Source organism: Pseudonocardia sp. EV170527-09, assembly GCF_008369905.1.
In the GTDB taxonomy this organism is placed as follows: domain Bacteria; phylum Actinomycetota; class Actinomycetes; order Mycobacteriales; family Pseudonocardiaceae; genus Pseudonocardia.
On record NZ_VRMC01000021.1, the window covers coordinates 1 to 22,227 of the forward strand.

20 protein-coding genes and 1 pseudogene are annotated in these 22,227 nt (G+C 76.7%); 17 read left to right on the plus strand and 4 right to left on the minus strand.

Going from position 1 to position 22,227, the window contains the following annotated elements; genetic code table 11:
* The first annotated feature begins 250 nt into the window (after positions 1 to 250).
* From FVA95_RS08735 to FVA95_RS08745, 3 genes are read left to right on the plus strand one after another with little or no spacing between them, the layout of a single operon-like run.
* Positions 251 to 1,660 carry a cytosine permease gene (locus tag FVA95_RS08735; protein ID WP_149663757.1) on the plus strand — a complete coding sequence of 470 codons (1,410 nt, stop codon included), beginning with the start codon at positions 251 to 253 and terminating at the stop codon, positions 1,658 to 1,660.
* Complete coding sequence (locus FVA95_RS08740; RefSeq protein ID WP_240051365.1) at positions 1,657 to 2,586, plus strand: isopenicillin N synthase family oxygenase; 930 nt, start codon at positions 1,657 to 1,659, stop codon at positions 2,584 to 2,586. The genes FVA95_RS08735 and FVA95_RS08740 overlap by 4 nt, the downstream gene beginning before the upstream one ends.
* A gap of 10 nt (positions 2,587 to 2,596) precedes the next feature.
* Entirely contained in the window at positions 2,597 to 3,040 is a 444-nt protein-coding gene (locus FVA95_RS08745) for a nucleoside deaminase (protein WP_060710562.1), read from the plus strand.
* A 3-nt stretch (positions 3,041 to 3,043) separates the two neighbouring features.
* On the opposite strand, the gene FVA95_RS08750 is transcribed toward FVA95_RS08745, so the two are convergent.
* Complete coding sequence (locus FVA95_RS08750) at positions 3,044 to 3,697, minus strand: TetR/AcrR family transcriptional regulator (RefSeq protein WP_240051366.1); 654 nt, start codon at positions 3,695 to 3,697, stop codon at positions 3,044 to 3,046.
* Positions 3,698 to 3,938: 241 nt separating this feature from the next.
* Here FVA95_RS08750 and FVA95_RS33855 point away from each other — a divergent pair.
* The 3 genes and pseudogenes from FVA95_RS33855 to eccB all read left to right on the plus strand — a co-directional run.
* Positions 3,939 to 4,400, plus strand: a pseudogene (locus tag FVA95_RS33855) (metal-dependent hydrolase); the annotation flags it as partial.
* 62 nt (positions 4,401 to 4,462) lie between these two features.
* Positions 4,463 to 4,720 (plus strand): metal-dependent hydrolase, encoded by a 258-nt coding sequence (locus FVA95_RS08760; protein ID WP_149663758.1) that lies wholly within the window; start codon positions 4,463 to 4,465, stop codon positions 4,718 to 4,720.
* A gap of 117 nt (positions 4,721 to 4,837) precedes the next feature.
* Positions 4,838 to 6,268 carry a type VII secretion protein EccB gene (eccB, locus tag FVA95_RS08765; protein ID WP_161992237.1) on the plus strand — a complete coding sequence of 477 codons (1,431 nt, stop codon included), beginning with the start codon at positions 4,838 to 4,840 and terminating at the stop codon, positions 6,266 to 6,268.
* Positions 6,269 to 6,343: 75 nt separating this feature from the next.
* Here the strand turns inward: eccB and FVA95_RS08770 are convergent, their stop codons facing one another.
* Together FVA95_RS08770 and eccD are read right to left on the minus strand one after the other, a co-directional pair.
* Positions 6,344 to 7,765: a S8 family serine peptidase gene (locus FVA95_RS08770; RefSeq protein ID WP_149663760.1), complete on the minus strand. Its 1,422-nt coding sequence runs from the start codon at positions 7,763 to 7,765 to the stop codon at positions 6,344 to 6,346.
* Positions 7,762 to 9,156: a type VII secretion integral membrane protein EccD gene (gene eccD, locus FVA95_RS08775; RefSeq protein WP_161992238.1), complete on the minus strand. Its 1,395-nt coding sequence runs from the start codon at positions 9,154 to 9,156 to the stop codon at positions 7,762 to 7,764. Before eccD ends, FVA95_RS08770 begins: the two co-directional genes overlap by 4 nt.
* A 118-nt stretch (positions 9,157 to 9,274) precedes the next feature.
* Here eccD and eccCa point away from each other — a divergent pair, with 118 nt between their 5' ends.
* From eccCa to FVA95_RS08820, 9 genes are all read left to right on the plus strand, one after another.
* Positions 9,275 to 13,141 carry a type VII secretion protein EccCa gene (gene eccCa, locus FVA95_RS08780; RefSeq protein WP_149663762.1) on the plus strand — a complete coding sequence of 1,289 codons (3,867 nt, stop codon included), beginning with the start codon at positions 9,275 to 9,277 and terminating at the stop codon, positions 13,139 to 13,141.
* Positions 13,138 to 14,601 carry a type VII secretion-associated protein gene (locus FVA95_RS33675; protein WP_149663763.1) on the plus strand — a complete coding sequence of 488 codons (1,464 nt, stop codon included), beginning with the start codon at positions 13,138 to 13,140 and terminating at the stop codon, positions 14,599 to 14,601. Before eccCa ends, FVA95_RS33675 begins: the two co-directional genes overlap by 4 nt.
* Positions 14,602 to 14,757: 156 nt before the next feature.
* Positions 14,758 to 15,060 carry a WXG100 family type VII secretion target gene (locus tag FVA95_RS08790; RefSeq protein ID WP_075310172.1) on the plus strand — a complete coding sequence of 101 codons (303 nt, stop codon included), beginning with the start codon at positions 14,758 to 14,760 and terminating at the stop codon, positions 15,058 to 15,060.
* Between the two features lie 14 nt (positions 15,061 to 15,074).
* Positions 15,075 to 15,365, plus strand: a complete 291-nt coding sequence (locus FVA95_RS08795) for a WXG100 family type VII secretion target (protein WP_043277023.1) — start codon at positions 15,075 to 15,077, stop codon at positions 15,363 to 15,365.
* 236 nt (positions 15,366 to 15,601) lie between these two features.
* Positions 15,602 to 16,045, plus strand: a complete 444-nt coding sequence (gene rplM, locus FVA95_RS08800) for a 50S ribosomal protein L13 (RefSeq protein WP_020622762.1) — start codon at positions 15,602 to 15,604, stop codon at positions 16,043 to 16,045.
* Entirely contained in the window at positions 16,042 to 16,641 is a 600-nt protein-coding gene (gene rpsI / locus FVA95_RS08805; RefSeq protein ID WP_369804852.1) for a 30S ribosomal protein S9, read from the plus strand. Before rplM ends, rpsI begins: the two co-directional genes overlap by 4 nt.
* 11 nt (positions 16,642 to 16,652) lie before the next feature.
* Positions 16,653 to 17,990 carry a phosphoglucosamine mutase gene (glmM, locus tag FVA95_RS08810; RefSeq protein WP_149663764.1) on the plus strand — a complete coding sequence of 446 codons (1,338 nt, stop codon included), beginning with the start codon at positions 16,653 to 16,655 and terminating at the stop codon, positions 17,988 to 17,990.
* 146 nt (positions 17,991 to 18,136) lie between these two features.
* On the plus strand, positions 18,137 to 18,418 hold the full coding sequence (locus tag FVA95_RS08815) for a hypothetical protein (RefSeq protein WP_149663765.1): 282 nt from the start codon (positions 18,137 to 18,139) through the stop codon (positions 18,416 to 18,418).
* The gene (locus tag FVA95_RS08820) at positions 18,412 to 18,741 is read left to right on the plus strand and encodes a hypothetical protein (RefSeq protein ID WP_149663766.1); all 330 of its coding nucleotides are present in this window, start codon (positions 18,412 to 18,414) and stop codon (positions 18,739 to 18,741) included. Before FVA95_RS08815 ends, FVA95_RS08820 begins: the two co-directional genes overlap by 7 nt.
* Positions 18,742 to 18,757: 16 nt before the next feature.
* Here FVA95_RS08820 and FVA95_RS08825 read toward each other — a convergent pair whose 3' ends face one another.
* Positions 18,758 to 19,546, minus strand: a complete 789-nt coding sequence (locus tag FVA95_RS08825) for an IclR family transcriptional regulator C-terminal domain-containing protein (RefSeq protein WP_149663767.1) — start codon at positions 19,544 to 19,546, stop codon at positions 18,758 to 18,760.
* Positions 19,547 to 19,696: 150 nt separating this feature from the next.
* Here FVA95_RS08825 and shiA point away from each other — a divergent pair, with 150 nt between their 5' ends.
* Together shiA and FVA95_RS08835 are read left to right on the plus strand one after the other, a co-directional pair.
* The gene (shiA, locus tag FVA95_RS08830; RefSeq protein WP_020624596.1) at positions 19,697 to 21,052 is read left to right on the plus strand and encodes a shikimate transporter; all 1,356 of its coding nucleotides are present in this window, start codon (positions 19,697 to 19,699) and stop codon (positions 21,050 to 21,052) included.
* A 27-nt stretch (positions 21,053 to 21,079) separates the two neighbouring features.
* Positions 21,080 to 22,204 carry a zinc-binding dehydrogenase gene (locus tag FVA95_RS08835; protein WP_149663768.1) on the plus strand — a complete coding sequence of 375 codons (1,125 nt, stop codon included), beginning with the start codon at positions 21,080 to 21,082 and terminating at the stop codon, positions 22,202 to 22,204.
* Positions 22,205 to 22,227: the final 23 nt, after the last annotated feature.

The window sequence follows — 22,227 nt, forward strand, 5'->3', positions numbered from 1 at the left end:
CAGCAACGACTGAACACCCGACAAGGGGGTCAGTCCCAATCCGTCGTTACGGGGTTACTCCCAACCCGCCGTTGACACCAGGAGGGCGCCGGCCTGCAGGGCCACGTTCAGGTTCGTCCGCATGCCGACGATCGTGGCGGACCGGGCCCGCCGGCGGAATCCGCAGGATTACCGACCGGACGGCCCAACCCGTGTCAACAGTCGGTTACCGAGGTTCCGTCTCGGGTGTCCCGGGAGTCAGAGTGACCCGATGACCACCGAGAACACCGTCGGCGTGGCCGCGGACCGCGGGTACGGCGACCGCATCGTCGCCGTCGAACCGGGCTCGACCGAGCCCGTACCGGACTCCGAGCGGCACGGCAGGCCGCGCCAGCTGTTCTGGACGTGGACCTCGCCGAACCTGGAGTTCGCGACGATCTTCGTCGGCGTGCTGTCGGTGACGGCGTTCGGGCAGACGGTGCCGGCGGCGATCGCGGCGATCGTCGTCGGGAACCTGCTCGCCGCGATCGCCCACGGGATCCTGTCCGCCCGCGGACCGGCCGCCGGCGTGCCGCAGATGGTGCTGGGGCGGCTCGCCTTCGGCCACCGTGGCAACGCGCTGCCCGCCGCCCTGATGACGATCACCTCGGGCTTCGGCTGGTTCGCGGTGAACAGCGTCAGCGCCGCGTTCGCGCTGTCGGCGATCACCGGCGGCGGGACGGTCGCGTGGCTGGTGGCGGTGGTCGTCGTCCAGGTCGCCGTCGCGTTCTTCGGGCACAACCTGGTGCAGGCCTTCGAGCGGCTCGCGTTCCCGCTGCTCGCCCTCGTGCTCGGGGTCGGGGCGGTGCTGGTGCTCCTCGGGTCGGACCCGGGGGCGGCCGCGTCGCCGGACGGGGTGGGCGGGGTCGGCGGGTTCCTGCTGACCGTCGGCGCCGTCGTCGGGTACTCGGCGGGCTGGAGCCCGTATGCCGCCGACTACTCCCGCTACCTGCCCCGCTCGGTGTCGGCGCGGGCCACCGGTCTCGCCGCGGGCGGCGGCCTGTTCCTGTCCACCACGGTGTTCATGTCCGTCGGCGCGGCGTCGGTCGGGGCGGCGACCGCGGCCGGGCTCGACTCGGACAACCCGGTCGCGAACTACACCGGCCTGCTGCCCGGCTGGCTGGCCGTGCTGACCCTGGTCGCCATCGCGGTCGGGGCGGTCGCGGCGAACGTCCTCAACGTCTACTCGGGGGCGATGGCGTTCCTCGCCCTCGGCATCGACGTGCCGCTGGCGCGGGCGCGGGCCGTCGTCGCGCTGGCGTTCGGGGCGGTCGGGTTCGTGATCGCGCTGGTCGCACTCGGCGACGCCGCGGCCGGGTACGAGGCGTTCCTGCTGGTCGTCGTGTACTGGGTCGGGCCGTGGCTCGGCGTGGTGCTCACCGACCAGTGGCTGCGCCCGACCGACCCCGATCTGCTCTACGACCGCACGTACCGCAACCACGCGGGCCCGATCGCGCTCGGCGTCGGCGTCGTCGTGTCGGTGCTGCTGTTCGCCAACCAGGAGCTGTTCACCGGGCTGGTGCCGCGATTGCTGCCCGGGATCGGCGACGTGACCTTCCTGGTCGGGCTGGTGCTCTCGGCCGGGCTCTACGCGCTCCTGGTGCGCCGCACCGCCGTCGCGACGCACGGAGGGACGCGGTGACCGAGCTCATCCCGACCGTGGACCTGGCCGCGCCGGACCCCGCCGCGGTGGACATGGCGTTGCAACGGGCCGGGTTCCTCCAGGTCGTCGGGCACGGCGTGCCGGACGCCGCGGCGCAGGCGGTCCGGGCCGCGGCGCGCGAGTTCTTCGCGCTGCCCGAGCAGGTCAAGCACGGCTACGCGGTCGGCGTCGGCGGGCGGGGATGGCTGCCTCCCGGTGTCGAGGCCAACGACCGCGTCGAGGGCGGTGACTCCCCGCCCGACCTCAAGGAGTCCTTCGCGGTGGGCCCCTTCGCGCCGACCGGTGACCCGGACGTCGACGCGGTGTGGTTCCCGCCGAACGTCTGGCCGGCGCAGGTCCCGGCGCTGCGGGAGGCGGTGACCGCCTACTGCACGGCGATGACCCGCGTCGCGGGTGCGCTGCTGGAGCTGTGTGCGGGAGCCCTCGGGCAGGAGCCGTCGACGCTGCGCGACCTCGCGACCCACCCGACGTGGACGTTCAACATCAACCGCTACCCGCCGATGACCGAGACCGGGACACCGCTGCCCGGTCAGTTCCGGATCGGCCCGCACACCGACTTCGGCACCGTCACCCTGCTCGACCGGGAGCCCGGGGCGGGCGGGCTGCAGGTCGACGTCGAGGGGCACGGCTGGACCGACGCGCCGTACACCCCGGGTGCGCTGACGGTGAACGTCGGCGACCTGCTGGCGCACTGGACCGGGCACCGCTGGCTGGCCGGGCGGCACCGGGTGCTGCCGCCGCAGACCCACGCCCCGACCGAGGACCTGGTGTCGCTGGTGTTCTTCTTCGAGCTGGACCACGACGCCGTCGTCACGCCGCTGGCACCGCCGCTCGGGCGGACGGCGCTGGAGCCGGTGGTGTCCGCGCCGTTCCTGCGCGAACGCCTCGACGCGATCTCGGTATAGGTTCGCGCGCATGGATCCGAGCTGGCTGGACGTCGCGGTGGAACAGGCCCGGGCCGGGCTCGCCTCGGGCGGCATCCCGATCGGCGCCGCACTCGTCGGACCGGACGGGGAGGTGCTCGGACGCGGCCACAACCGTCGCGTGCAGGACGGCGACCCGACGGTGCACGGCGAGACCGCGGCGTTCCGCGACGCGGGCCGCCGTCGCGACTACCGGTCCACGACGATGGTCACCACGCTCTCGCCCTGCTGGTACTGCTCGGGGCTGATCCGGCAGTTCGGGATCGGCGCGGTGCTCGTGGGGGAGGCCCGGACCTTCCACGGCGGCCACGACTGGCTGGCCGAGCACGGGGTGCGCGTGCAGGTGCTCGACGACGCGCGTTGCGTGGACATGATGACCGCGTTCGTCGCCGAGCGACCCGACCTGTGGAACGAGGACATCGGCGTCGCGGAGTAGCGCTCAGCCCGCCGTGAGCGGGACGTCCGGGTCGAGCTCGATCGCGACCTCGCGCAGCGCCGCGTCGAGCACCGACCACACCCACCGGGCGAGGTGCTCGGCGAGCTCGTCGAGCGGCAGCGGGTCCGCCGAGGAGAGCCAGCGCTCGGTCGCCGCGTCGACGAGCCCGACCGCGCCGGCGGCCAGCGGTGCCGCGACGGTCGCGGGCAGCCCGGGGTAGCCCCCGGTCAGCAGGCCGGTCATCCGGTCGGCGATGCGGTGCCGGATGTCGGTGACGGCCGTCGTGACCCCGGCGGCGCGCAGCACGTAGCGGTAGAGCTCGGTGTGCGCGGCCAGCCACCGCACGTGCGCCGCGATGGCGGCGACGAGCATCTCCCGCGGGGTCCCGCGCGGGCTCCACACCGGTGCGAGCGCCTCGGAGTAGAGGCCCAGCGCGGCCTCGGCGATCGCGCCCTGCAGGTCCTCCAGGCCGTCGAAGTGCCGGTACAGCGCGGGCCGGGGGACCCCGGCCCGACCGGCGATCTGCTCGGTCGTGGCCTCCGGTCCGTGCTCGGCGATCGCGGCCATCGCGGCCTCGACGACCTCGGCCCGCCGGGCCGCCCGCTGCCCGGCCCAGCGGCGGGCGCGGCCGTCGCCGGGGGTCACGGATCCGTTCACCCGGCCATCATCCCGCTCCTGGTTGACACCGCGCCCGGCGCCACCCATGATCGGCCGGTAAGGGGTACGCAATGTACGGGATACTTTCTGTATCAGATGCGGCCCGCTCGTCGACGACGACCGGAGGACCGACGTGACCGAGACGGCGACCAATGACGGAACCGGCGCGCGTCCGCGCAGGCTGACCGGCGGCGACGTCGGCATCCCGCCACGCCACCTGGACTTCCGGCTGCCCGAGCAGATGGCCCGCTGGGCCTACGCCGACAACGCGACCGCGACGCTGTTCCTCGCGATGCTCTCGGCGATCTTCCCGCCGGGGGAGGACTTCTTCGTCCGCTCGGTGATCCACTTCCGGGACCGGGTGACCGAGCCGGAGCTGCGCGCCCGGGTCGCCGGGTTCACCGCGCAGGAGGTCATCCACAGCCGCGAGCACGACCGGCTCAACGAGGCGTTTCGCTCCCGCGGCTTCCCGGTGCACGTGCCGGAGGCGGCGGTCGCGCTCGCCCTGAAGGTCCTCGACCGCACCTCCCCGCGTCAGCAGCTCGCCTGCACCGCGCTGATGGAGCACTTCACCGCGGTGATGGCAGAGGACATCCTCGGCAGCGACGAGTTCGCCGAGCGGGTGCACGCCGACATCCGCGAGCTGTGGCACTGGCATGCGCTCGAGGAGCTCGAGCACAAGTCCGTGACCTGGGACGTCTACGAGCTCATCGGCACCGACGGCCCCGAGCGCGGCCGGGCCGCACCGCTGGTCGTCGCCACCTCGTGTTCGGGTGGGTGTACCTGCTCGTGCAGCAGGGCGTCTGGCGGCGGCCGCGGGACCTGCGCGAGGGCTACCGCCTGCTGTTCGGCCGCGGCCAGTTCCTGCGCCGCGTGCTGGGCCGGATGCCCGTCTTCGGGCACCCGCGCTTCCACCCCGACCGGCACGACACCCGCGCGCTGGAGCAGCGCTGGCGCGACACCCTCTTCGGCGAGGACGGCGCCCTGGCCGAGCAGCTGCGCCGTCCCGTCCGCGAGGCCTGACCCGGCTCCACGGTCGCAGCACCGGCCCGGGCCGCGCGCAGCGGTCAGGTGGCGTACTTCTACGCAGCGTCCGCGGATCGGGTCCGGTCGGGCCGCGGCCGTCCTACCGTTCGTGCGGTGCGCACCGATCCCGCCCCCGCGCGCGTGCAGCGCGCTCCGGCGACCCGCGACCAGGTCGACGCCCACCGCTTCGGTGTGCGCCGGATGGAGGCCGCCCTGGTGCGCGCGGACCCGGTGCCGCGGCACGAACAGATCCGGTCCCAGCATCGGGCGGTGTTCGCCGGGGTGCTGGTCGGGCTGCTCGCGCTCGGGGTGGCGGCGTTGCTGGCCCGGGTCGACCCGGCCACCGACTGGCGTTCCCGGGCGCTGGTGCAGGGGGAGCGCAGCGGTGTGCTCTACGCCGTGGTCCGTGCCCCCGACCGGTCCGAGCTGCTCGTGCCGGTGCCCGACCCGGTCGCCGGGCGGCTGGTCCTGGCCGCGCACGGACGCGACGACGGCGCCACTGCCGTGCCCGTCCCGGTGCCCGACGACGCGCTGGCCGCGGCGCCGCGCACCGCACCCGCCGCGGTGCCCGGCACCGTCGGGGTCCCGCTCGACGGGGTCCCGGTCCCGCCCGCGTGGGCGGTCTGCGACACCCGCGGTGAGGGCGCCGGCGCCGGCACCACGACGGTGCTGGCGGGGTCGCTCGGCCCCGCGCCGGCCGCTCCGGAACCGGTCGTCCTGCTGACCGCCGAGGGCAGCGCCACCTACCTCGTCCACGACGGCGCCCGGCACCGGCTCGACCCGGCCGACCGGAACGCCCTCGACGGCCTCGGCCTGCTCGGCGCGCCCGTCCGCCGGGTCGGCGACGGCCTGCTCTCCGCGATCCCGGAGGGCGCGCCGCTGCGGGTGCCCACGCCGGAGCCGACTCCCGTCGCGGGGCTGGGACGGAGCGGGGAGGTCGTGCGCAGCCAGTCGCTCGGCGCCGGGTCGACGTACTTCCTGGTGATCGACGGCGGGCTCGCCCGGATCCCGGTCACCCTCGCCGACGCCGTCCGCTCCCGGACCGGGCAGGCCGAGCCGGCGACGCTGCCGCCCGGCCTGGTCGACGACGTCCCGCAGACCCGGGTCCCCGGTGCCGAGGCCTGGCCCGCCGCCGGAGCCGAGGTGACCGCCGTGACCGAGGTGCCGCCGGTGCTGTGCGGGACCTGGCGCGAGGGGCGGCGCGCACTCGTCGCGGGGACCGAGGAGCCGGTCGCGCCCGGGGCGGTCCGGGTACGCCTGGCCGGTGCCGACGACGCCGGGCCCGCCCTCGACACCGTGGTGCTGCCGGGGACCGGCCCGGGGCCGCTGCGGACCGGGCCTGCCGACACCGGCGACGGCGACGGCGGGACGCGCCTGCTGCTCGCCACCTCCGGCGCGGTGCACGGCGTCGCGGACGCCGAGACCGGGCGGGCGCTGGGGATCGGGGTGGCGGGGGACGCCCCGGCGGAGATGGTGCGGCTGCTGCCGCGGGCGGGCGTGCTGAGCGTCGCGGCGGCGAGGGAGGTCGCGGACCTGCCGGGCTGACCGTGCGCCGCCGCGCACGGATCGGCTCCACACGGGGTCCGCCGCGCACGGAGGCGGAAGCCCAGGCCCGGAGGTTCAGGGGCGCCGGGGCCGGCGCCGCAGCCCCGCCAGCGCCGCGACGAGCGCCCCGCCGACCGCCGCGACCGCCCCGACCCCGGCCACTGCCGGCAGGTCCGGCGGCGGGGTCGTCGCGAGCGGCAGCGGTGCCCGGCCTGCCCCGGGTGGGCCGGTGCGGTCGCCGGGACCGGCGGGACCGTCCGGGGTCAGGAGCAGCGGCTCGGCGGTCAGCGCGGCCCCGGGGTCGAGCACTCCGTGGCCGGTGCGGCCGTCGCCCGCGGTGGGGCGGGCCGTGGCACGCAACCGGTCGGCGACCTGGCGTGGGGTGAGCATCGGGAACCGCTCGCGCAGCAGCGCCGCGGTCCCCGCGACCAGCGGTGCCGAGTACGACGTCCCGCGGACCACCGCGCCGTCCGGTCCGGACGGGCGGGGCAGGTCCTGGCCCGGGGCGGCGAGGTCCACCCAGGGACCGGGCACGGAGAAGTCGCCGGGGACGTCGTCGCCGTCGACCGCCCCGACGGCGAGGACCGAGTCGTAGGACGCGGGCAGCGGCCGCAGGTCCGGGTCGCCGGTGCAGGTGCCTGTCTCGTCGATGTTCCCGGCGGCGGCGACGACCAGCACCCCGGCCCGCTCGGCGCCGTCGACGGCCTCGCGCAGTGCGCCCCCCGCGGAGTCGACCTGCGCGGACGGCACGCACACCACCTCGGACACGTTGACGACGCTCGCACCGAGCGCGACGGCCCGGTCGATCGCCGCCAGGGTGCGGATCTCGCCGGCGGGCCGCTCGGCGCCGTCGGTGCCGCGCACGGCGAACCGCCCCGAGGACTGGCGCAGCGACAGGATCCGTGCGCCGGGCGCCATGCCCGCGCCGAGCCCGGTGACGGGGTCGGCGGCCCCGGCGAGGAGCAGTGCGACGTCGGAGCCGTGGCCGTCGCAGTCGGTGAGACCGTCGCCGCCGGTGAGGTAGTCCCCGCCGCCGACGAGCCGTCCGGCCAGCCGGGGCAGCGGCGCGACCCCGGTGTCGACGACGGCGACGAGCTGCCCCGCGCCGGTCGCGAGCCCCGGTGGCGGCTGCGGGACCGCACCGCGGGCGGCGCCCGGGCCGTCGTCGCCGGGCGGGGTGCAGGCGCGGGTCTGCCGCAACCCGTCGGCCGGTCCCGGCGGCCCGGGCTCGGCGGCCGCGACGGCCGGCCGCGTCCACACCCCTTCGCCTGCTCCCACACCTGCTGCGCGGGGTGTGACGACCCCACAGGGGGTGTGGACGGCGCAGGACATGGCGGGGGCGACGGGACCGGGCGACGGGGGCGGGGTGGGCAGTGCGAGGACCGATGCGGCCAGCAGCGGCACCGTCAGCAGCGGCACCGTCAGCAGCGGCACCGCTCGGCGCATCGGTGCCGCCGTCGGTGGGGCGGCAGCGGGGTGCCGGTCCGGTCCGGTCACAGGGTGCGGACCAGGGAGAACAGGCCCATCGCGGCCAGCGCGGCGGGCACAGCGGCGGCGGTGAGGACGAGCTCGCACACGTCGAGCGCCCGGCGGGCCGGCGGCGACGGCGTCGCCCGCGCCGCCGCGGCCCCCACACCGACGGCGAGCAGCAGCCCGGCCGCCACGGCGAGCCGCGGCGCGGGGTCCAGCGCGAGCGCTGCCGGGACGGCGGCGGTGGCGACCGCGACCACCGCGGACCCGGTCAGGATGCGGGCCGGCGCTGGCTCGACGAGCGCACGGGCCCGCAGGAGCAGCACCGCCGCCGTCACCACCAGCAACAGGCCACCGGTCCAGCCCCCCGTCGCGGCGACGGCGCCCGCCCCGGTGGCGACGACCGCGGTGCCGGCCAGCGTCCCGGTGTGCAGCCCGCGGGCGAGCCCGGCCCGGGCGGTCAGCTCCGCGCCGGGCAGCACCTGCTCGGCGCCCGCGACGGAGTCGGCATCGGTCGGGACCGCCGGGGCCGGGATCCCGGCCAGGCGCAGCGCCAGCCGGGGCAGCAGCGGTCCGGCGGCCAGCGCCGGGGCCGCGAGACCGGCGGCGACAGCCGTCACCGGCGCCTCCAGCAGCAGCCGGGCCAGCGCCGCCACGGCGGTCCCGGACGCGGCCAGGGCCACCGCGAGCAGGACCGGGGACACCGCCCGGGCGATCGCCTGGCCCGCGGCGGCGGCCAGTCCGGCCCCGGCGGCGGCGAGCAGCAGCGCCCCCGCCCCGGCCGGTCCGGGCAGCGCGGTGAGCCCGGCCGTCGCCGCGGCGGGGACCGCGCAGAGTGCGGCGGCGGTCGTGAGCCGGTCGTCGTGGCGGCCGCGGTGGGCGACCACCAGCGCACCGGCGGCGCCCGCGGCGGCGAGCGCGCACGCCCACGGCCGCCACGGTCCGTCCACCGTGGACAGCACGGCGCCCGCGGCGGCCGTCGCCAGGACGGCCGCGGCGGTGCCGGACCAGCGCGCCGTCCCGGCGGCGTCGGCCGCCTCGCGCACCGCACCGGCGACGGTCTCGGCGGCGTCGTCGAGGACGGGCGGCGCCGGCGCCGGGCGCGGCGGGCCCAGGTGCAGCAGCTCGCCCTCGCGGACGCCGAGCTCGTCGAGGGTGGCGGCGGCGGGCAGCGGTCCGCCCGCGGGGCCGGTGAACCGCCACGCCTGCGGGGTGTCCGCGGTGGCGCGGCCCAGCAGCTCACGCACCATCGGGACCAGCTCGGCGACGGCGACGTCGGCAGGCAGCGCCACGTCGAGGCGTCCGCGCGGGGTGTGCACCCCGACCCGGGTCCAACGGCCGGGTACGGGCCCGGACGTGGCGGCGGACGTCGCGTCGCCGGGGTCGGTCGCGGCCGGTACGGGCAGGACGGAGGTCACGAGCGGCTCCCTGACGGATCTCTCCGAACGGCCCCGGCGGGCCCGGGGCGGCTGCGAGTATCCGACGGCCCCGGTGCCGCCGTGGGCGTTCGGGAGAACCGTGAACGGGAGGCAGGCGATGGCGGGAACCGTCGGGATGCGACGTCCGCGGCGCTCGGTGCCCGAGCTGCCCGGCGGCGAGCTGGTGCTCGAACCGCCGCCCGAGCCGGAGCGCCCGGTCCCCGGCGGTCTCGTGCAACGCCTGCTGCCGCTGGCGATGGTCGGCGGGGCGCTGCTGTTCGTCGTGCTGGGGCGCGGGGACACGAGCACGTGGCTGTTCGGCGGGATGTTCGCGTTGTCCGCGCTGGGCATGCTGGCCGGCGGTGGCCGCGGCGCCGGAGCACGCACCGCGACGATGGACGAGGACCGCCGCGACTACCTGCGCTACCTCGACGTCCTGGGCGGGCGGGCCCGCGCGATCGCCGCCGAGCAGCGGCACGCGCTGGAGACCGTGCACCCCGACCCGGCGGCCTGGCCGGACGTGCTCGCCGCGGACCGGCTGTGGGAGCGCCGCCCCGGCGACGACGACTTCGGCCGCCTGCGCGCCGGGCGCGGCACCCAGCGGCTCGCCACCCGGCTCACCGCGCCGCACACCGGTCCGATGGAGACACTCGAACCGCTGTCCGCGCTGGCGCTGCGCCGGTTCCTGCGCCGTTGGTCCACGGTGGACGATCTCCCGGTGGCCGTCGACACCCGCGCGTCGGCGACGATCTGGCTCGAGCCTGACCCGGACGCCGCACCGGTGCTCGACCTCGCCAGGGCGCTGGTCGCCCAGTACGTCACCTGGCACGGCCCCGACGACGCGCGGCTCGCCGTCGTCGCACCGGGGGGTGCGGCCGCGCGCTGGGAGTGGGCGAAGTGGCTGCCGCACGTGGCGCACCCGCGGCGCTCCGACGCCGTCGGTCCGGTCCGGATGATCACCGACGACCCGGACCGGGTGCGGCGCTGGTGGGTCGACGAACCGTCCGCGGCCCAGCAGCACCTGCTCGTCGTGCTGGACGGGGCGGCCGACACCCCCGGTGCCTGGGCCGGGCTGCCCGGCGTGACGGTGCTGCGGCTGGGCCCTGCGGGCGGGCGCAGACCTGCGGCGTCGGTGCTGCGCCTGGCCGCCGGCACCGGGCCCGACGGCGTGCGCACGCTGCGCCGGGGCGGGCCGGGCGGCCGGGAGGTCGGTGTCCCCGACGGGCTCGTCGTCGCCGAGGCGCTGGCACTGGCGCGGCGGCTCGCACGCTACCGCCCGGACGGCACCGCCGACGCCGTCACGTCCGGTGTGGACAGCTCTGCAGCCGGGCTGCCGTCGCTGCTCGGTCTGTCCACGACGGACTCCGGCGGCGTCGCGGTGCTGCGGTCGCGACGGGGACCCGCGGAGCGGCTGCGGGTCCCGCTGGGCACCGACGGCGGCGGCCGACCGGTGCTGCTCGACCTCAAGGAGTCCGCACAGGGCGGTGCGGGGCCGCACGGGCTGTGCATCGGCGCGACCGGCTCCGGCAAGAGCGAGCTGCTGCGCACGCTGGTCCTCGGGCTGGTCGCGACGCACACCGCCGAGGAGCTCAACCTGGTGCTCGTCGACTTCAAGGGTGGCGCGACGTTCCTCGGGCTCGCCGGGCTGCCGCACACCTCCGCGGTGATCACCAACCTGGCCGAGGAGCTGACCCTGGTCGACCGGATGGCCGACGCGCTCGCCGGGGAGATCACCCGCCGCCAGGAGGTGCTGCGCGCCGCGGGGAACCTGTCGTCGCTGGCCGAGCACGACGCGCTGCGCCGGGACGGGGCGCCGCTGGACCCGCTGCCGTCGCTGCTGGTCGTCGTCGACGAGTTCTCCGAGCTGCTCGCCCAGCGGCCGGAGATGATCGACCTGATGGTGACGATCGGCCGGCTCGGCCGTTCCCTCGGGATCCACCTGCTGCTGGCCTCGCAGCGCCTGGAGGAAGGCCGGCTGCGCGGCCTGGAGTCGCACCTGTCCTACCGGATCGCGCTGCGCACGTTCTCCGCCGCGGAGTCCCGCGCGGTGCTGGGCGTGCCCGACGCGCACCTGCTCCCGCCGACGCCCGGCGCCGCGTACCTGTCCGCGGGCACCGACGAGCTCGTGCGCTTCCGGGCCGCCTACGTCTCCGGCCCGGACACCCCGCGCCCCGCGCGCCGACGGGCCCCCGGGGCACTGCGGGTCGCGCTGCCGTTCCGCGCGGGCCCGGTGGCGCTGCCCGCCTCGGCGCAGCTCCCGGCACCGGACCCCGAGCCGGCACCCACCGGCACCGTTCTCGACCGCATCGCCGAGGCGGTGTCCGGGCCCGGCCCGCGCGCGCACCGGGTGTGGCTGCCGCCGCTCGCGGAGCCGCCGCCGCTGCCGATGGTGCTGGGCGACCCGCTGGTCCGGACCGGGCGGGGGCTGTGCGCGCCGGGGCCGGTGGGGCGGCTCGCCGCGCCGATCGGTCTGGTCGACCGGCCCTACGCCCAGCGGCGCGACCCGCTGGTGCTGGACCTGTCCGGCGCGGCCGGGCACCTCGCCGTCGTCGGGGGGCCGCGGTCGGGGAAGTCGACCGCGCTGCGCACCGTCGTCACCGCGCTCGCGCTCACCCACACCCCGGCCGAGCTGGGTGTGCACGTGCTCGACCTGGGCGGCGGGATCCTGGCCCCGCTGGCCGGGCTGCCGCACGTCGGGACCGTCGCCGACCGCCGCGGCACCGATCTGGTGCGCCGGGTGGTGGCCGAGACCGTCGCCGCCGTCGACGAGCGCGAGCAGCTGTTCGCCGCGCACGATGTCGCCGGGATCGAGGAGTTCCGCGCCCGGCGCGCCGCGGGCGGCTTCGTAGAGGTGCCCGCCACCGACCTGCTGTTAGTCGTCGACGGCTACGCGGCGCTGCGCGCCGGGTTCGAGGACCTGGACGAGAAGCTGACCGCGCTCGCCGCCCGCGGGCTCGCCTACGGCGTGCACCTCGCGCTGTCCGCGGCCCGCTGGGCCGAGATCCGGCCGGCGCTCAAGGACCAGCTCGGCAGCCGCGTCGAGCTGCGGCTGGGCGACCCGTCGGACTCCGAGGTGGACCGGCGTCGTGCCGCCGCCGTGGCGGCGCTGCCCGGGCACGGCCTGTCCGCCGACGGCGAGGCCACCGTCCTCGCCGCGCCCTGCCTGGTCCCCGGCGTCGATCCCGCCCGGGCGATCGACGACGCCTGGGACGGCCCGTCGGTCGGCCCGGTGCGGCTGCTGCCCGCCCGGATCGAGGTCGCCGAGCTCCCGCCCGGACCGGGCCGCGGGCCCGCGCTCGGCGTCGACGAGGACCGGCTCGCCACCGTCGAGCTCGACCCGGACGAGCCCCACCTGCTCTGCTTCGCCGACTCCGGCGGCGGCAAGACGACGCTGCTGCGGACCCTCGCCCACGGCATCGCCGCGCGGTGGACGCCCGACCGGGCGCGGATCGTCGTCGTCGACCACCGGCGGACGCTGCTCGGCGGGATCCCGCAGAGCCACCTGCTCGCGCACACCTCGACCGCGCAGGCCACCACCGACGCCTGCGCCGAGATCGCGGGCTCCCTCGGACGGCGGCTGCCCGGTCCGGACGTCACCCCGGCCCAGCTGTGGGAACGGTCCTGGTGGAGCGGACCGGACGTGTGGCTGCTCGTCGACGACTACGACCTCGTCGTCCCCGCGGCCGGGTCGACCGGGACGCACCCGCTGCTCGCGCTCGCCGAGTACCTGCCGCAGGCCCGCGACGTCGGGCTGCACGTCGTCCTCGCGCGGCGCACCGGCGGCGCCGGGCGGGCGCTGTTCGACCCGGTCCTCGGGCGGCTGCGGGAGCTCGGCGCCCCCGGCCTGGTCGGCTCCGGCAGCCCCGACGAAGGTGCGCTGCTGGAGAAGGTCCGCCCCGGCCCGATGCCGCCCGGACGGGCCGTGCTCGTCGACCGGCGGGCCGGGGCACGCCGGGTGCAGCTGGCCTGGACCGAGCCGGGGTGAGCGGCGTCGCGGTCGCCGTGCACGACCGCCGCGACGCGGTGCTGCTCGCCGCCGCCGACGCCGGCGGGCTGCGCCTGGTCGCCGCGGCCCCACCCGGCACACCCCCGGCGACGGCCGTCGCGGACTTCTTCGGCGACGACCCGCCCGGCGTCGTCGTCCGGGTCGGGACGACGGCGGGTGGTGCCTTCCCCGGAGGTCCGCGGGTGCTGGTGGTCCCGGCCGCGGTCGCGGTCCTCGCGGCCGAACCGGAGCTGCCGGACGGGCCGGTCCTGGTCGTCCACGACGACGGCGTGACCCTCGTGCGCGACGGGGTGCCGGAGCCGGTGGCGGAGCCGGGCACCGACCTCGCCGACCTCGCCGACCTCGCTGACCCCGCGGGTCTCGCGGCGCTCGTGCGGGCGACCGGTGCGGAGCTGGTCGTGGCCGCGGGGACGCCCGGCCCGCTCCTTGCGATGTACACCCCGGACCGGCGCGCCGGGTCCGGTCCCCGCCCCGAGCGTCGTGGGGACGACCGTGGGCCGGGTCCCGGGGCGGCCGGGTGCGCGGACGGCCGGGACCCGGCGCGGCCCGCGGATCGTGCCGGCGCCCGGCCGCCCCGCCCGGTTCTGCCGTGCCCGGTTCTGCCCTGCCCGGTGCGTGTTGCCGGGCTGCGCCCCGCCGGCGGCGAGCCCTGGGGTCCGGAGGCGGCTGCGGTGGTCGGGGCGGCGGTGCTCGGGGCCGGTGTGTCCACCGACACCGGGCCGGACACCTGGCCGGGCTCAGGGCCGGGCACCGAGCCGGACCTCGGGCCGGGCACGCAGCTCGGTCCGGCCCCCGGTGGCGACCCCGGTCCCGGCCCGGGCGCCGGCCGCGCCGCCCCGTGGCCCGGTGACCCCGGTGCGGGAGCGGGCCCGGCGGAGCCGGGACCGGCCGGGGCGCCCGGCCCCGCCGCCCCGCCCGCGGACGACCCGGACCGGGCCCGGGCGGCGATCGTCGTCGCCGGGGTGCTGGGCGCGGTCCTGCTCGGCGCCGGGCTGCTCCTGGCGGGCCCGCGCCCGGTGCCACCGGCCGGGGCGACGGTCGTCCAGTACGGCTACGCCGCCACCCTGCCCACCGGCTGGGAGCACACCGGCGGCGACCCGCAGCGTCGACGGGCGCTGCTCACCCCGGTCGGCGGCCCGGACGGTGCCGACCTGCTCGTGCTGGAGCGCAGCCCGCTCGGCTACGACGCCGGACGCGAGCCCGACCGTGCCCGTCGCGAACTCGCCGCACTGGTCGGCGGGGAGGGCCCGGCGACCGCGACGGTCGGCGGGCGGCCGGTCCTGCGGTGGAGCGAGGACCCCGGCGACGGGACCGTCGTCGACTGGCACGTCGTGTTCGACGGCTCCGACCAGCTCGTCGCCGGGTGCCGCAGGCCCGCCGCCGCCCCCGTCGCACCCGCCTGCGTCGAGGTCGTCGCCTCGCTGCACCGGGTGCGGTGACCCGGGCGGCGTTCCCGGTCGCGAACGGTCCGCGCCGTTCGGCCACGGCGGCCCGGCCGCCCTGCCACTGTGCGCGGGCCGGGGACACCGCGTCCCCGGGCCCGGTCGCCGGACACCCGACCGGCCGGGCGACGGGACGGGGACGAGGTGGGGTCCATGGCCGACGGGTTCGGTACGACGACCGAGGAGATGGTGCGCGCGGCGGGCCAGGTGCGGGCGGTGAGCGACGCCGTCAACGGCGAGCTCGCCCGCCTGCGCAGCCAGCTGGGGCCGCTGCAGGGCCAGTGGTCCGGCAGCGCGGCGACGGCGTTCGCCCAGCTGATGGCCAAGTGGGACACCGAGGCACGGCGGCTGAACGAGGCGCTGGGCGCGATCGGTGAGCAGCTCGGCGGCACGGCGACGACGTACCAGCAGCAGGAGGACCAGAATCGCACCGCCATCACGTCGGTGCTCGGGTGAGGGGGAGCTACACCGTGGGATCCGAGATCAAGGTCACCTTCAGCGCGCTCGAGCGGGCGTCGGCCGACACCGTCGCGACGACCGCGCGCATCAACTCCCAGCTCGAGGACCTGCGGCGCTACCTGGCGCCGATGGTCGGGGCCTGGACCGGCGACGCGGCCACCACCTACCAGGCGTCGCAGCAGAAGTGGGACACCTCGGCGGCCGAGCTGACCACCACCCTGGGCACCATCGGGAAGCTGGTCGGTCAGGCCGGTCAGAACTACCGCGACACCGAGCAGGCGAACCGGGCCCGGTTCGCCTGACCCCCCGGGTCCGGGGGCCCGGACGACCCCCTTGCGTCCGCCCCCGGAACCGGCGGGTACGCTTGGCTCTCGTTGTGCAGCGGTGGAGACCCGCGGGCGCCGTCCTCCGGCGACAGCGGCGGGATCGAGCGTCCCTCCGGCGTCCACCAGCAGCACGCTGAGGAACCAGAGACTAGAGAGTGGGCCGGAACCCGTGCGGACGGCCCACCAGCCGAGAACGACGACGAGGTAGATCCGTGCCCACGTACAGCCCCAAGCCCGGCGACATCCAGCACGCCTGGCACGTGATCGACGCCGAGGACGTGCGCCTCGGTCGGCTCGCCACCCACGCTGCCACGCTGCTGCGCGGGAAGCACAAGCCGACCTACGCCCCGCACGTCGACAACGGCGACTTCGTGGTCATCGTGAACGCGGAGAAGATCTCGGTGTCCGGCAACAAGCGGGCCGACAAGTTCGTCTACCGCCACTCCGGCTTCCCGGGTGGCCTCCGCCAGCGCTCCGTCGGCGAGATGATCGACAGCCAGCCCGACCGCCTCGTCGAGAAGGCGATCAAGGGCATGCTGCCGAAGAACCGCCTCGGCCGCGCCATGGCCAAGAAGCTGAAGGTCTACGCCGGCCCGGCGCACCCGCACGAGGCCCAGAAGCCGCAGCCGTTCGAGATCAAGCAGGTCAGCCAGTGACCACCCCGAGCAACGAAGAGGGACAGCCCGTGACCAGCCCCGAGAACGGACCCGACGAGGTCGTCGACGCGGTCGAGACCGAGGGTGCGGCCGCCGAGGCGACCGAGACCGAGGCCACCGAGACCGAGGTCGCCGACGTCGACTACACCATCGGTGACGCCGCCGACTTCGACGCCGACGAGTTCGCCGCCGAGGCCCCCGTGCTGGGCGACCGCCCGGTCCAGACCGTCGGCCGCCGCAAGGAGGCCGTCGTCCGCGTCCGGCTGCTGCCGGGCACCGGCGGGTTCACCCTGAACGGCAAGCCGCTCGAGGTGTACTTCCCGAACAAGCTGCACCAGCAGATCGTGAAGGAGCCGCTGGTCCTCGTCGAGAAGACCGAGCGCTTCGACATCTTCGCCAACCTCAAGGGTGGCGGCACCGCGGGTCAGGCCGGCGCTCTGCGTCTGGCGATCGCCCGTGCGCTGGTCGAGCTGGACTCCGAGGACCGCCCGCCGCTGAAGAAGGCCGGCTGGCTGACCCGTGACGCCCGCGCCGTCGAGCGCAAGAAGTACGGCCTCAAGAAGGCCCGTAAGGCGCCCCAGTACTCCAAGCGCTGATCGCACACCGGATGCCTCGTCTCTTCGGAACCGACGGCGTCCGGGGCCTGGCCAACGGCGAACTCCTCACTCCGGAGTTCGCCGTTGGCGTCTGTGCCTCGGCCGCCCGCACGCTCTCGAACGGCTCCGGCCGCCGGCCCCTCGCGGTCGTCGGACGCGATCCCCGCGCGAGCGGCGAGATGCTCGAGGCCGCGGTCGTCGCCGGGCTCACCTCGGCCGGTGCGGACGCGATCCGGGTCGGTGTGCTGCCGACCCCGGGCGTCGCGCACCTGGTCGCCGAGACCGGCGCCGACCTCGGCGTGATGATCTCCGCGTCGCACAACCCGATGCCCGACAACGGCATCAAGCTCTTCGCCGCGGGTGGCCACAAGCTGCCCGACGACGTCGAGGACGCGATCGAGCAGCAGTTCGCCGAGGGTCTCGGCGCCCGACCGACCGGTGACGGCATCGGCCGGGTCTGGGACGCGCCGGATGCCACCGACGTCTACGTCGCGCACCTGCTCTCCGCCGCGCCGGGCTCGTTGTCCGGGCTGCGCGTGGTCGTCGACTGCGCGCACGGCGCCGCGGCGCTGGCCGCGCCGGAGGCCTACCGGCAGGCGGGCGCCGACGTGATCGCGCTGCACGCCGAGCCGGACGGTCTCAACATCAACGACGGCGTCGGGTCCACCCACCTGGACCTGCTGCGGTCCGCGGTCCTCGAGCACGGCGCCGACCTCGGCATCGCCCACGACGGTGACGCCGACCGCTGCCTGGCCGTCGACGCGACCGGTGCGGTCGTCGACGGTGACCGGATCATGGCGGTGCTGGCACTCGCCATGCGCGACGCCGGCGAGCTCGCGCACGACACGCTCGTCGCCACGGTGATGAGCAACCTGGGCCTGCACATCGCCATGCGCGAGGCCGGGATCACCCTGGACACCACCAAGGTCGGCGACCGCTACGTGCTGGAACGGCTGCGCGAGGGCGGGTTCACCCTCGGCGGCGAGCAGTCCGGGCACGTGGTGCTGCCGGGCCACGCCACCACCGGCGACGGTCTGCTCACCGCCCTGCGGCTGATGTCGCGGGTCGCACAGACCGGCACCCCTCTGGCCGAGCTGGCCTCGGTGGTCACGGTGCTGCCGCAGGTGCTGCGCAACGTGCCCGTCGCGGACAAGGACGCGGTCGCCGCGTCGGCGGACGTGGCCGAGGCCGTCGCGAAGGCCGAGGCGGAGCTGGGCGACACCGGCCGGGTGCTGCTGCGCCCGTCGGGCACCGAGCAGCTCGTCCGCGTGATGGTCGAGGCGCCCAGCGAGGACGAGGCCGACGCCGTCGCGGGTCGGCTGGCCGGGATCGTCGCCGCCGCGCGCTGACCGACGCACGCCGATCGGGGCCGTCACCCACACCGGGTGGCGGCCCCGACGTCGTCCGGGTGGCCTGCCGCGACACCGGTTCGCGATGGCGAACCGGATCCGCGCGTCCGGGCCCGCCGGCGCGGGCCCGTCGCCATGCTGGGGCGATGCGACCGGACGTGCGGCGGGACCCCGATGCGCTGGACCGCGCGGCCCGCGGGCTGGCGGACCTGGCTGCCGGGCTGACCGAGGCCCCCGTGACCGGCCCCGGTGACGGGGACCGCGCGGTCCGGCTGCGGCGGGTCGCGGACGAGCTGGCGTCGCTGGCCGACGCGGCCCGGCGCGCCGCGGCCACCGCCCGGGTGGCGGACACCGCCGCGGCCGCCGCGTTCCGGGACGCTCCCGACCTCCGGCACGGGCCCGGCCCCGGCGGGGCGGGACCGTGCTGACCGGCGGTCCGGACGCCGGCGCCGCGGACCAGGCCACTGCCCTGCGGGCGCTGGTGGACCGGCTCGACGACACCGCCGGTCTGCTCGCCGGGATCCGCGCCGCCGTCGCCGCCGCGTGGGACGACCCGGCCGGGGAGGCGGTGACGGCCCGGCTCGACCTCGTCGGGCGCGAGGTGGGCCGGCTGGCCGACGAGGCCGCGCGCGACGCGACCCGGGCGGAGGACGCCGTCCCCGGCATGCGGCTGCCCGGTCTCACCGGGACGCGCGTCACCGACCGCCGCGGTCCCGTGGCCCCCTCGCTCGCCGGCCCGCACGAGCGCTGAGCAGGCGGAACGGCCCTCAGAGGTCCGAGGCCACCAGGTCAGCCTCGATCCCCGCGGCGGCCTCCAGCAGGCGCGGCAGGTGCCGCCCGGTCAGCTCCTCCCTCGAGGCCACGCCGACGTGGGTGGACACGTTGACCGCGGCGATCACCCGCCCCGACCGGTTCCGCACCGGCGCGGCGATCCCCCGCAGGCCGTCCTCGAGCTCCTGTTCCACCAGCGCCCAGCCCTGCTCCCGCGCGGCGACGACCGCCTCGCGCAGGGCCGCCACGTCGCGCACCGTGTGGTCGGTGCGCCGCTGCACCGTCACCGACGCCAGGTGCGCGTCGAGCTCGTCGTCGGGCAGGCCTGCCAGCAACACCCGGCCCATCGACGTCGCCCACGCCTCGTACCGGGTGCCGACGGTGATGCGCAGCCCGCTCAACCGGGAGCTCTGCGCCAGGGCCAGGTACACGACGTCCGGCCCGTCGAGCTCGGTGAGCGACGCGGTCTCCCGCAGCTCGTAGGACATCGCCTGCAGGTGTGGCAGCGCGACGTCGACCAGCGACAGTCCGGACAGGTAGGCGTAGCCGAGCTCCAGCACCCGTGGCGTCAGCTCGAAGCGGTCCCGCCCGGAGCGGCGCGCGTAGCCGAGGTCGACGAGCGTCAGCAGCAGCCGCCGGGCCGTCGCCCGGTCCAGCTCGGTGCGGGACGCGACCTCGCTCAGCGTCATCGACGGCGTGTCCGGCCCGAACGCGCGGACCACCCGGAACGCCCGCTCCACCGCCCGCACGAAGTGGCGTTCCTGGCCGGCCGGCTCCGCCGTCATCGGACCCCTCTCCCGTCGGACGCCCGACCCTACCGGCGGGCCGGAAGCGCCCCGGTCTTGCGACCAGTGCTCGGCGCGCCGTACGGTTGTGCGCACAGCACACGAGTGTGCGCATAGCGAACAACGCAAGGACGCGTACAGGAGAAGGTCATGACACAGGTGTCATCAGCCCAGCCGCCGGGCGCACCGGCCGGAGCACGGCGTGCCGCTGCCGGCTCGTTCGTCGGCGCCGTCGTCGAGTGGTACGACTTCCTCCTCTACGGGGTCGTCGCCGCACTCGTCTTCGGCCCGCTGTTCTTCCCGAGCGAGAGCCCCACCGCCGGCGCGTTGGCCGCGTTCGCGACCTTCGGCATCGGGTTCCTGTTCCGCCCGCTCGGCGGGATCGTGTTCGGCCACCTCGGCGACCGGATCGGCCGCAAGCGCACCCTGGTCTGGACGATCGCGATCATGGGCATGACGACGGCGGCGATCGGCCTGCTGCCGACCTTCGACCAGGTCGGCTACCTGGCCCCGGTCCTGCTCGTCGCGCTGCGCTGTGTGCAGGGCCTCGCCGTCGGCGGGGAGTGGGCCAGCGCCGCGCTGCTCGCCGTCGAGCACGCCCCGAAGCGGTGGAAGGCGCTGTACTCCAGTGGTGTGCAGGTCGGCTACTCGGTCGCGCTGCTGATGGTGAACGGCTTCGTCGCGATCCTGGTCGCGGTCATGAGCGAGACCGCGTTCGAGACCTGGGGATGGCGCATCCCGTTCTTCTTCGGCCTGCTGCTGACGCTGGTCGGGCTGTGGATCCGGTCCGGCGTCGACGAGTCCGAGACGTTCAAGAAGGCTGCCGCCGCGCAGGCCGCCGAGCCCGTCGAGAAGCAGAAGCTGCCGGTGCTGGAGGCCCTGCGCCGCCACCCCGGCGCCTTCGTCAAGATCGTCGCGCTGCGTCTGGCCGAGCTGCTGACCATGTACATCGTCGTGACGTTCGCGCTGGCCTACGCCACCGAGCAGTACGGCTTCACCCGCGGCTTCATGCTCGGCGTCGGGCTGCTCGTCGGCGGGCTCGGGATCATCACCATCCCGCTGTTCGGCTGGCTGTCCGACCGCTACGGCCGCCGTCCCGTCTACCTGGTCGGCGCCGTCGTCGCGGTGCTCGCGTCGGTGCCGTTCTTCGTCGCGATGGAGCAGGGCTCGGCGGTGCTGCTGGTGCTGTGCGCCGTGCTGCTGGTCAACATCGGCCACGACGCGATCGTCAGCGTGCAGCAGCCGCTGTTCACCGAGATGTTCGGTGCCCGGCACCGCAACAGCGGCGCGGGCCTGGGCTACCAGCTCGCCAGCGTGGTCGGCGGCGGGTTCACCCCGTTCATCGCGACGGCGCTGGTCGCGGTCGGCGGCGGCAGCTGGTACCTGGTCGCGGCCTACCTCTGCGGCGGCTGCCTGATCTCGCTGCTCGTCGCGTCCTTCATGAGCTACGCACCGCACGCCGAGAGCGAGGAGGCACCGGCCACCCCGGTGGCCTCGCGTTCCTGACCGCACCCGACGACCCGGGAGACCCTCATGTCGACCACCTCCGCCGCCCCCGCCACCACCGTGGCCGTGCGGCTCACCGGCCTCGCCCGCACCGACACCGGCCGCGTCGACACCGGTCGCACCGGTACCGGCTCGGGTCGCACCGGTACCGGCTCCGGCCGCACCGACACCGGCTCCGGTGGCCGCGACACCGCTCCCGGCCGTCTCGACGTCGTTCCGGTCGCGGCGCCGGAGCCCGGGCCGGGCGAGGTCCTCGTGCGGGTCACGGCGGTCGGGCTGTGCGGCACCGACCTGGCCGTCCGCAGCGGCGCCCGGCCGGTCCCGGAGCTGCCGTGGACGGTCGGGCACGAGGGCGGCGGACGGGTGGTCGCCGTCGGCGCGGGCGTCGACCCGGGCCGGGTCGGCGAGGTCGTCGTGGTCGAGCCGAACCTCGCCTGCGGACGCTGCCGGTTCTGCGTCGCGGGCCGCACGTCGGCCTGCCCGGACCGGCGCAGCCTCGGGGTGAACGCGCCGGGCCTGCTCGCCGGACTCGTCGCCGTCCCGGCCGGGTACGCCCACGCCCTGCCGGCCGGGCTCGACCCGGCGACGGCCGAACGGGTCGTCGCCTGCGTGGAGCCGTGGGTGGTGACCCGGGCCGCGCTCCGCCGGGCCGCACCGGAACCGGGATCGCGCTGCCTGGTCGTCGGGGCGGGCAGCCAGGGCACCCTGCTGTGCCTGACCCTGCTCGCGGCCGGGCACGTCCCGGTCGTCGCCGAGCCGCACGACGGGCGCCGGCGGCGTGCGGTGGATCTCGACGCCGAGGAGCTCGTCCCCGGCGAGGTGTTCGGGACGGTGTTCGAGACCTCCGGCGCCCCCGCCGCCTGGCCGACGGCCGTCGCCGCGGTCGACCGGGCCGGGACGTTGCTGCTCATCGGGCAGCACGACGGCGAGTCACCGGTGAACACCCACGACCTGGTGCAGCGGCAGGTGACCGTCACCGGGTCGCTGATCTACGACCACCCCGGCGACTTCGCCGGTGCGCTCGCGGACCTGCCCGCCGTCGCCGACGCCCTGGTGGGGCTCATGGAGCCCGAGCCGTTCGCGCCGGACCGGGCCGCCGCCGCGTTCGACGCCGTCGCCACCGCCGACCGGAAGGTCTGGCTGGCGCCCTGAGCCGCCGTCGGGACGTGTCCGCG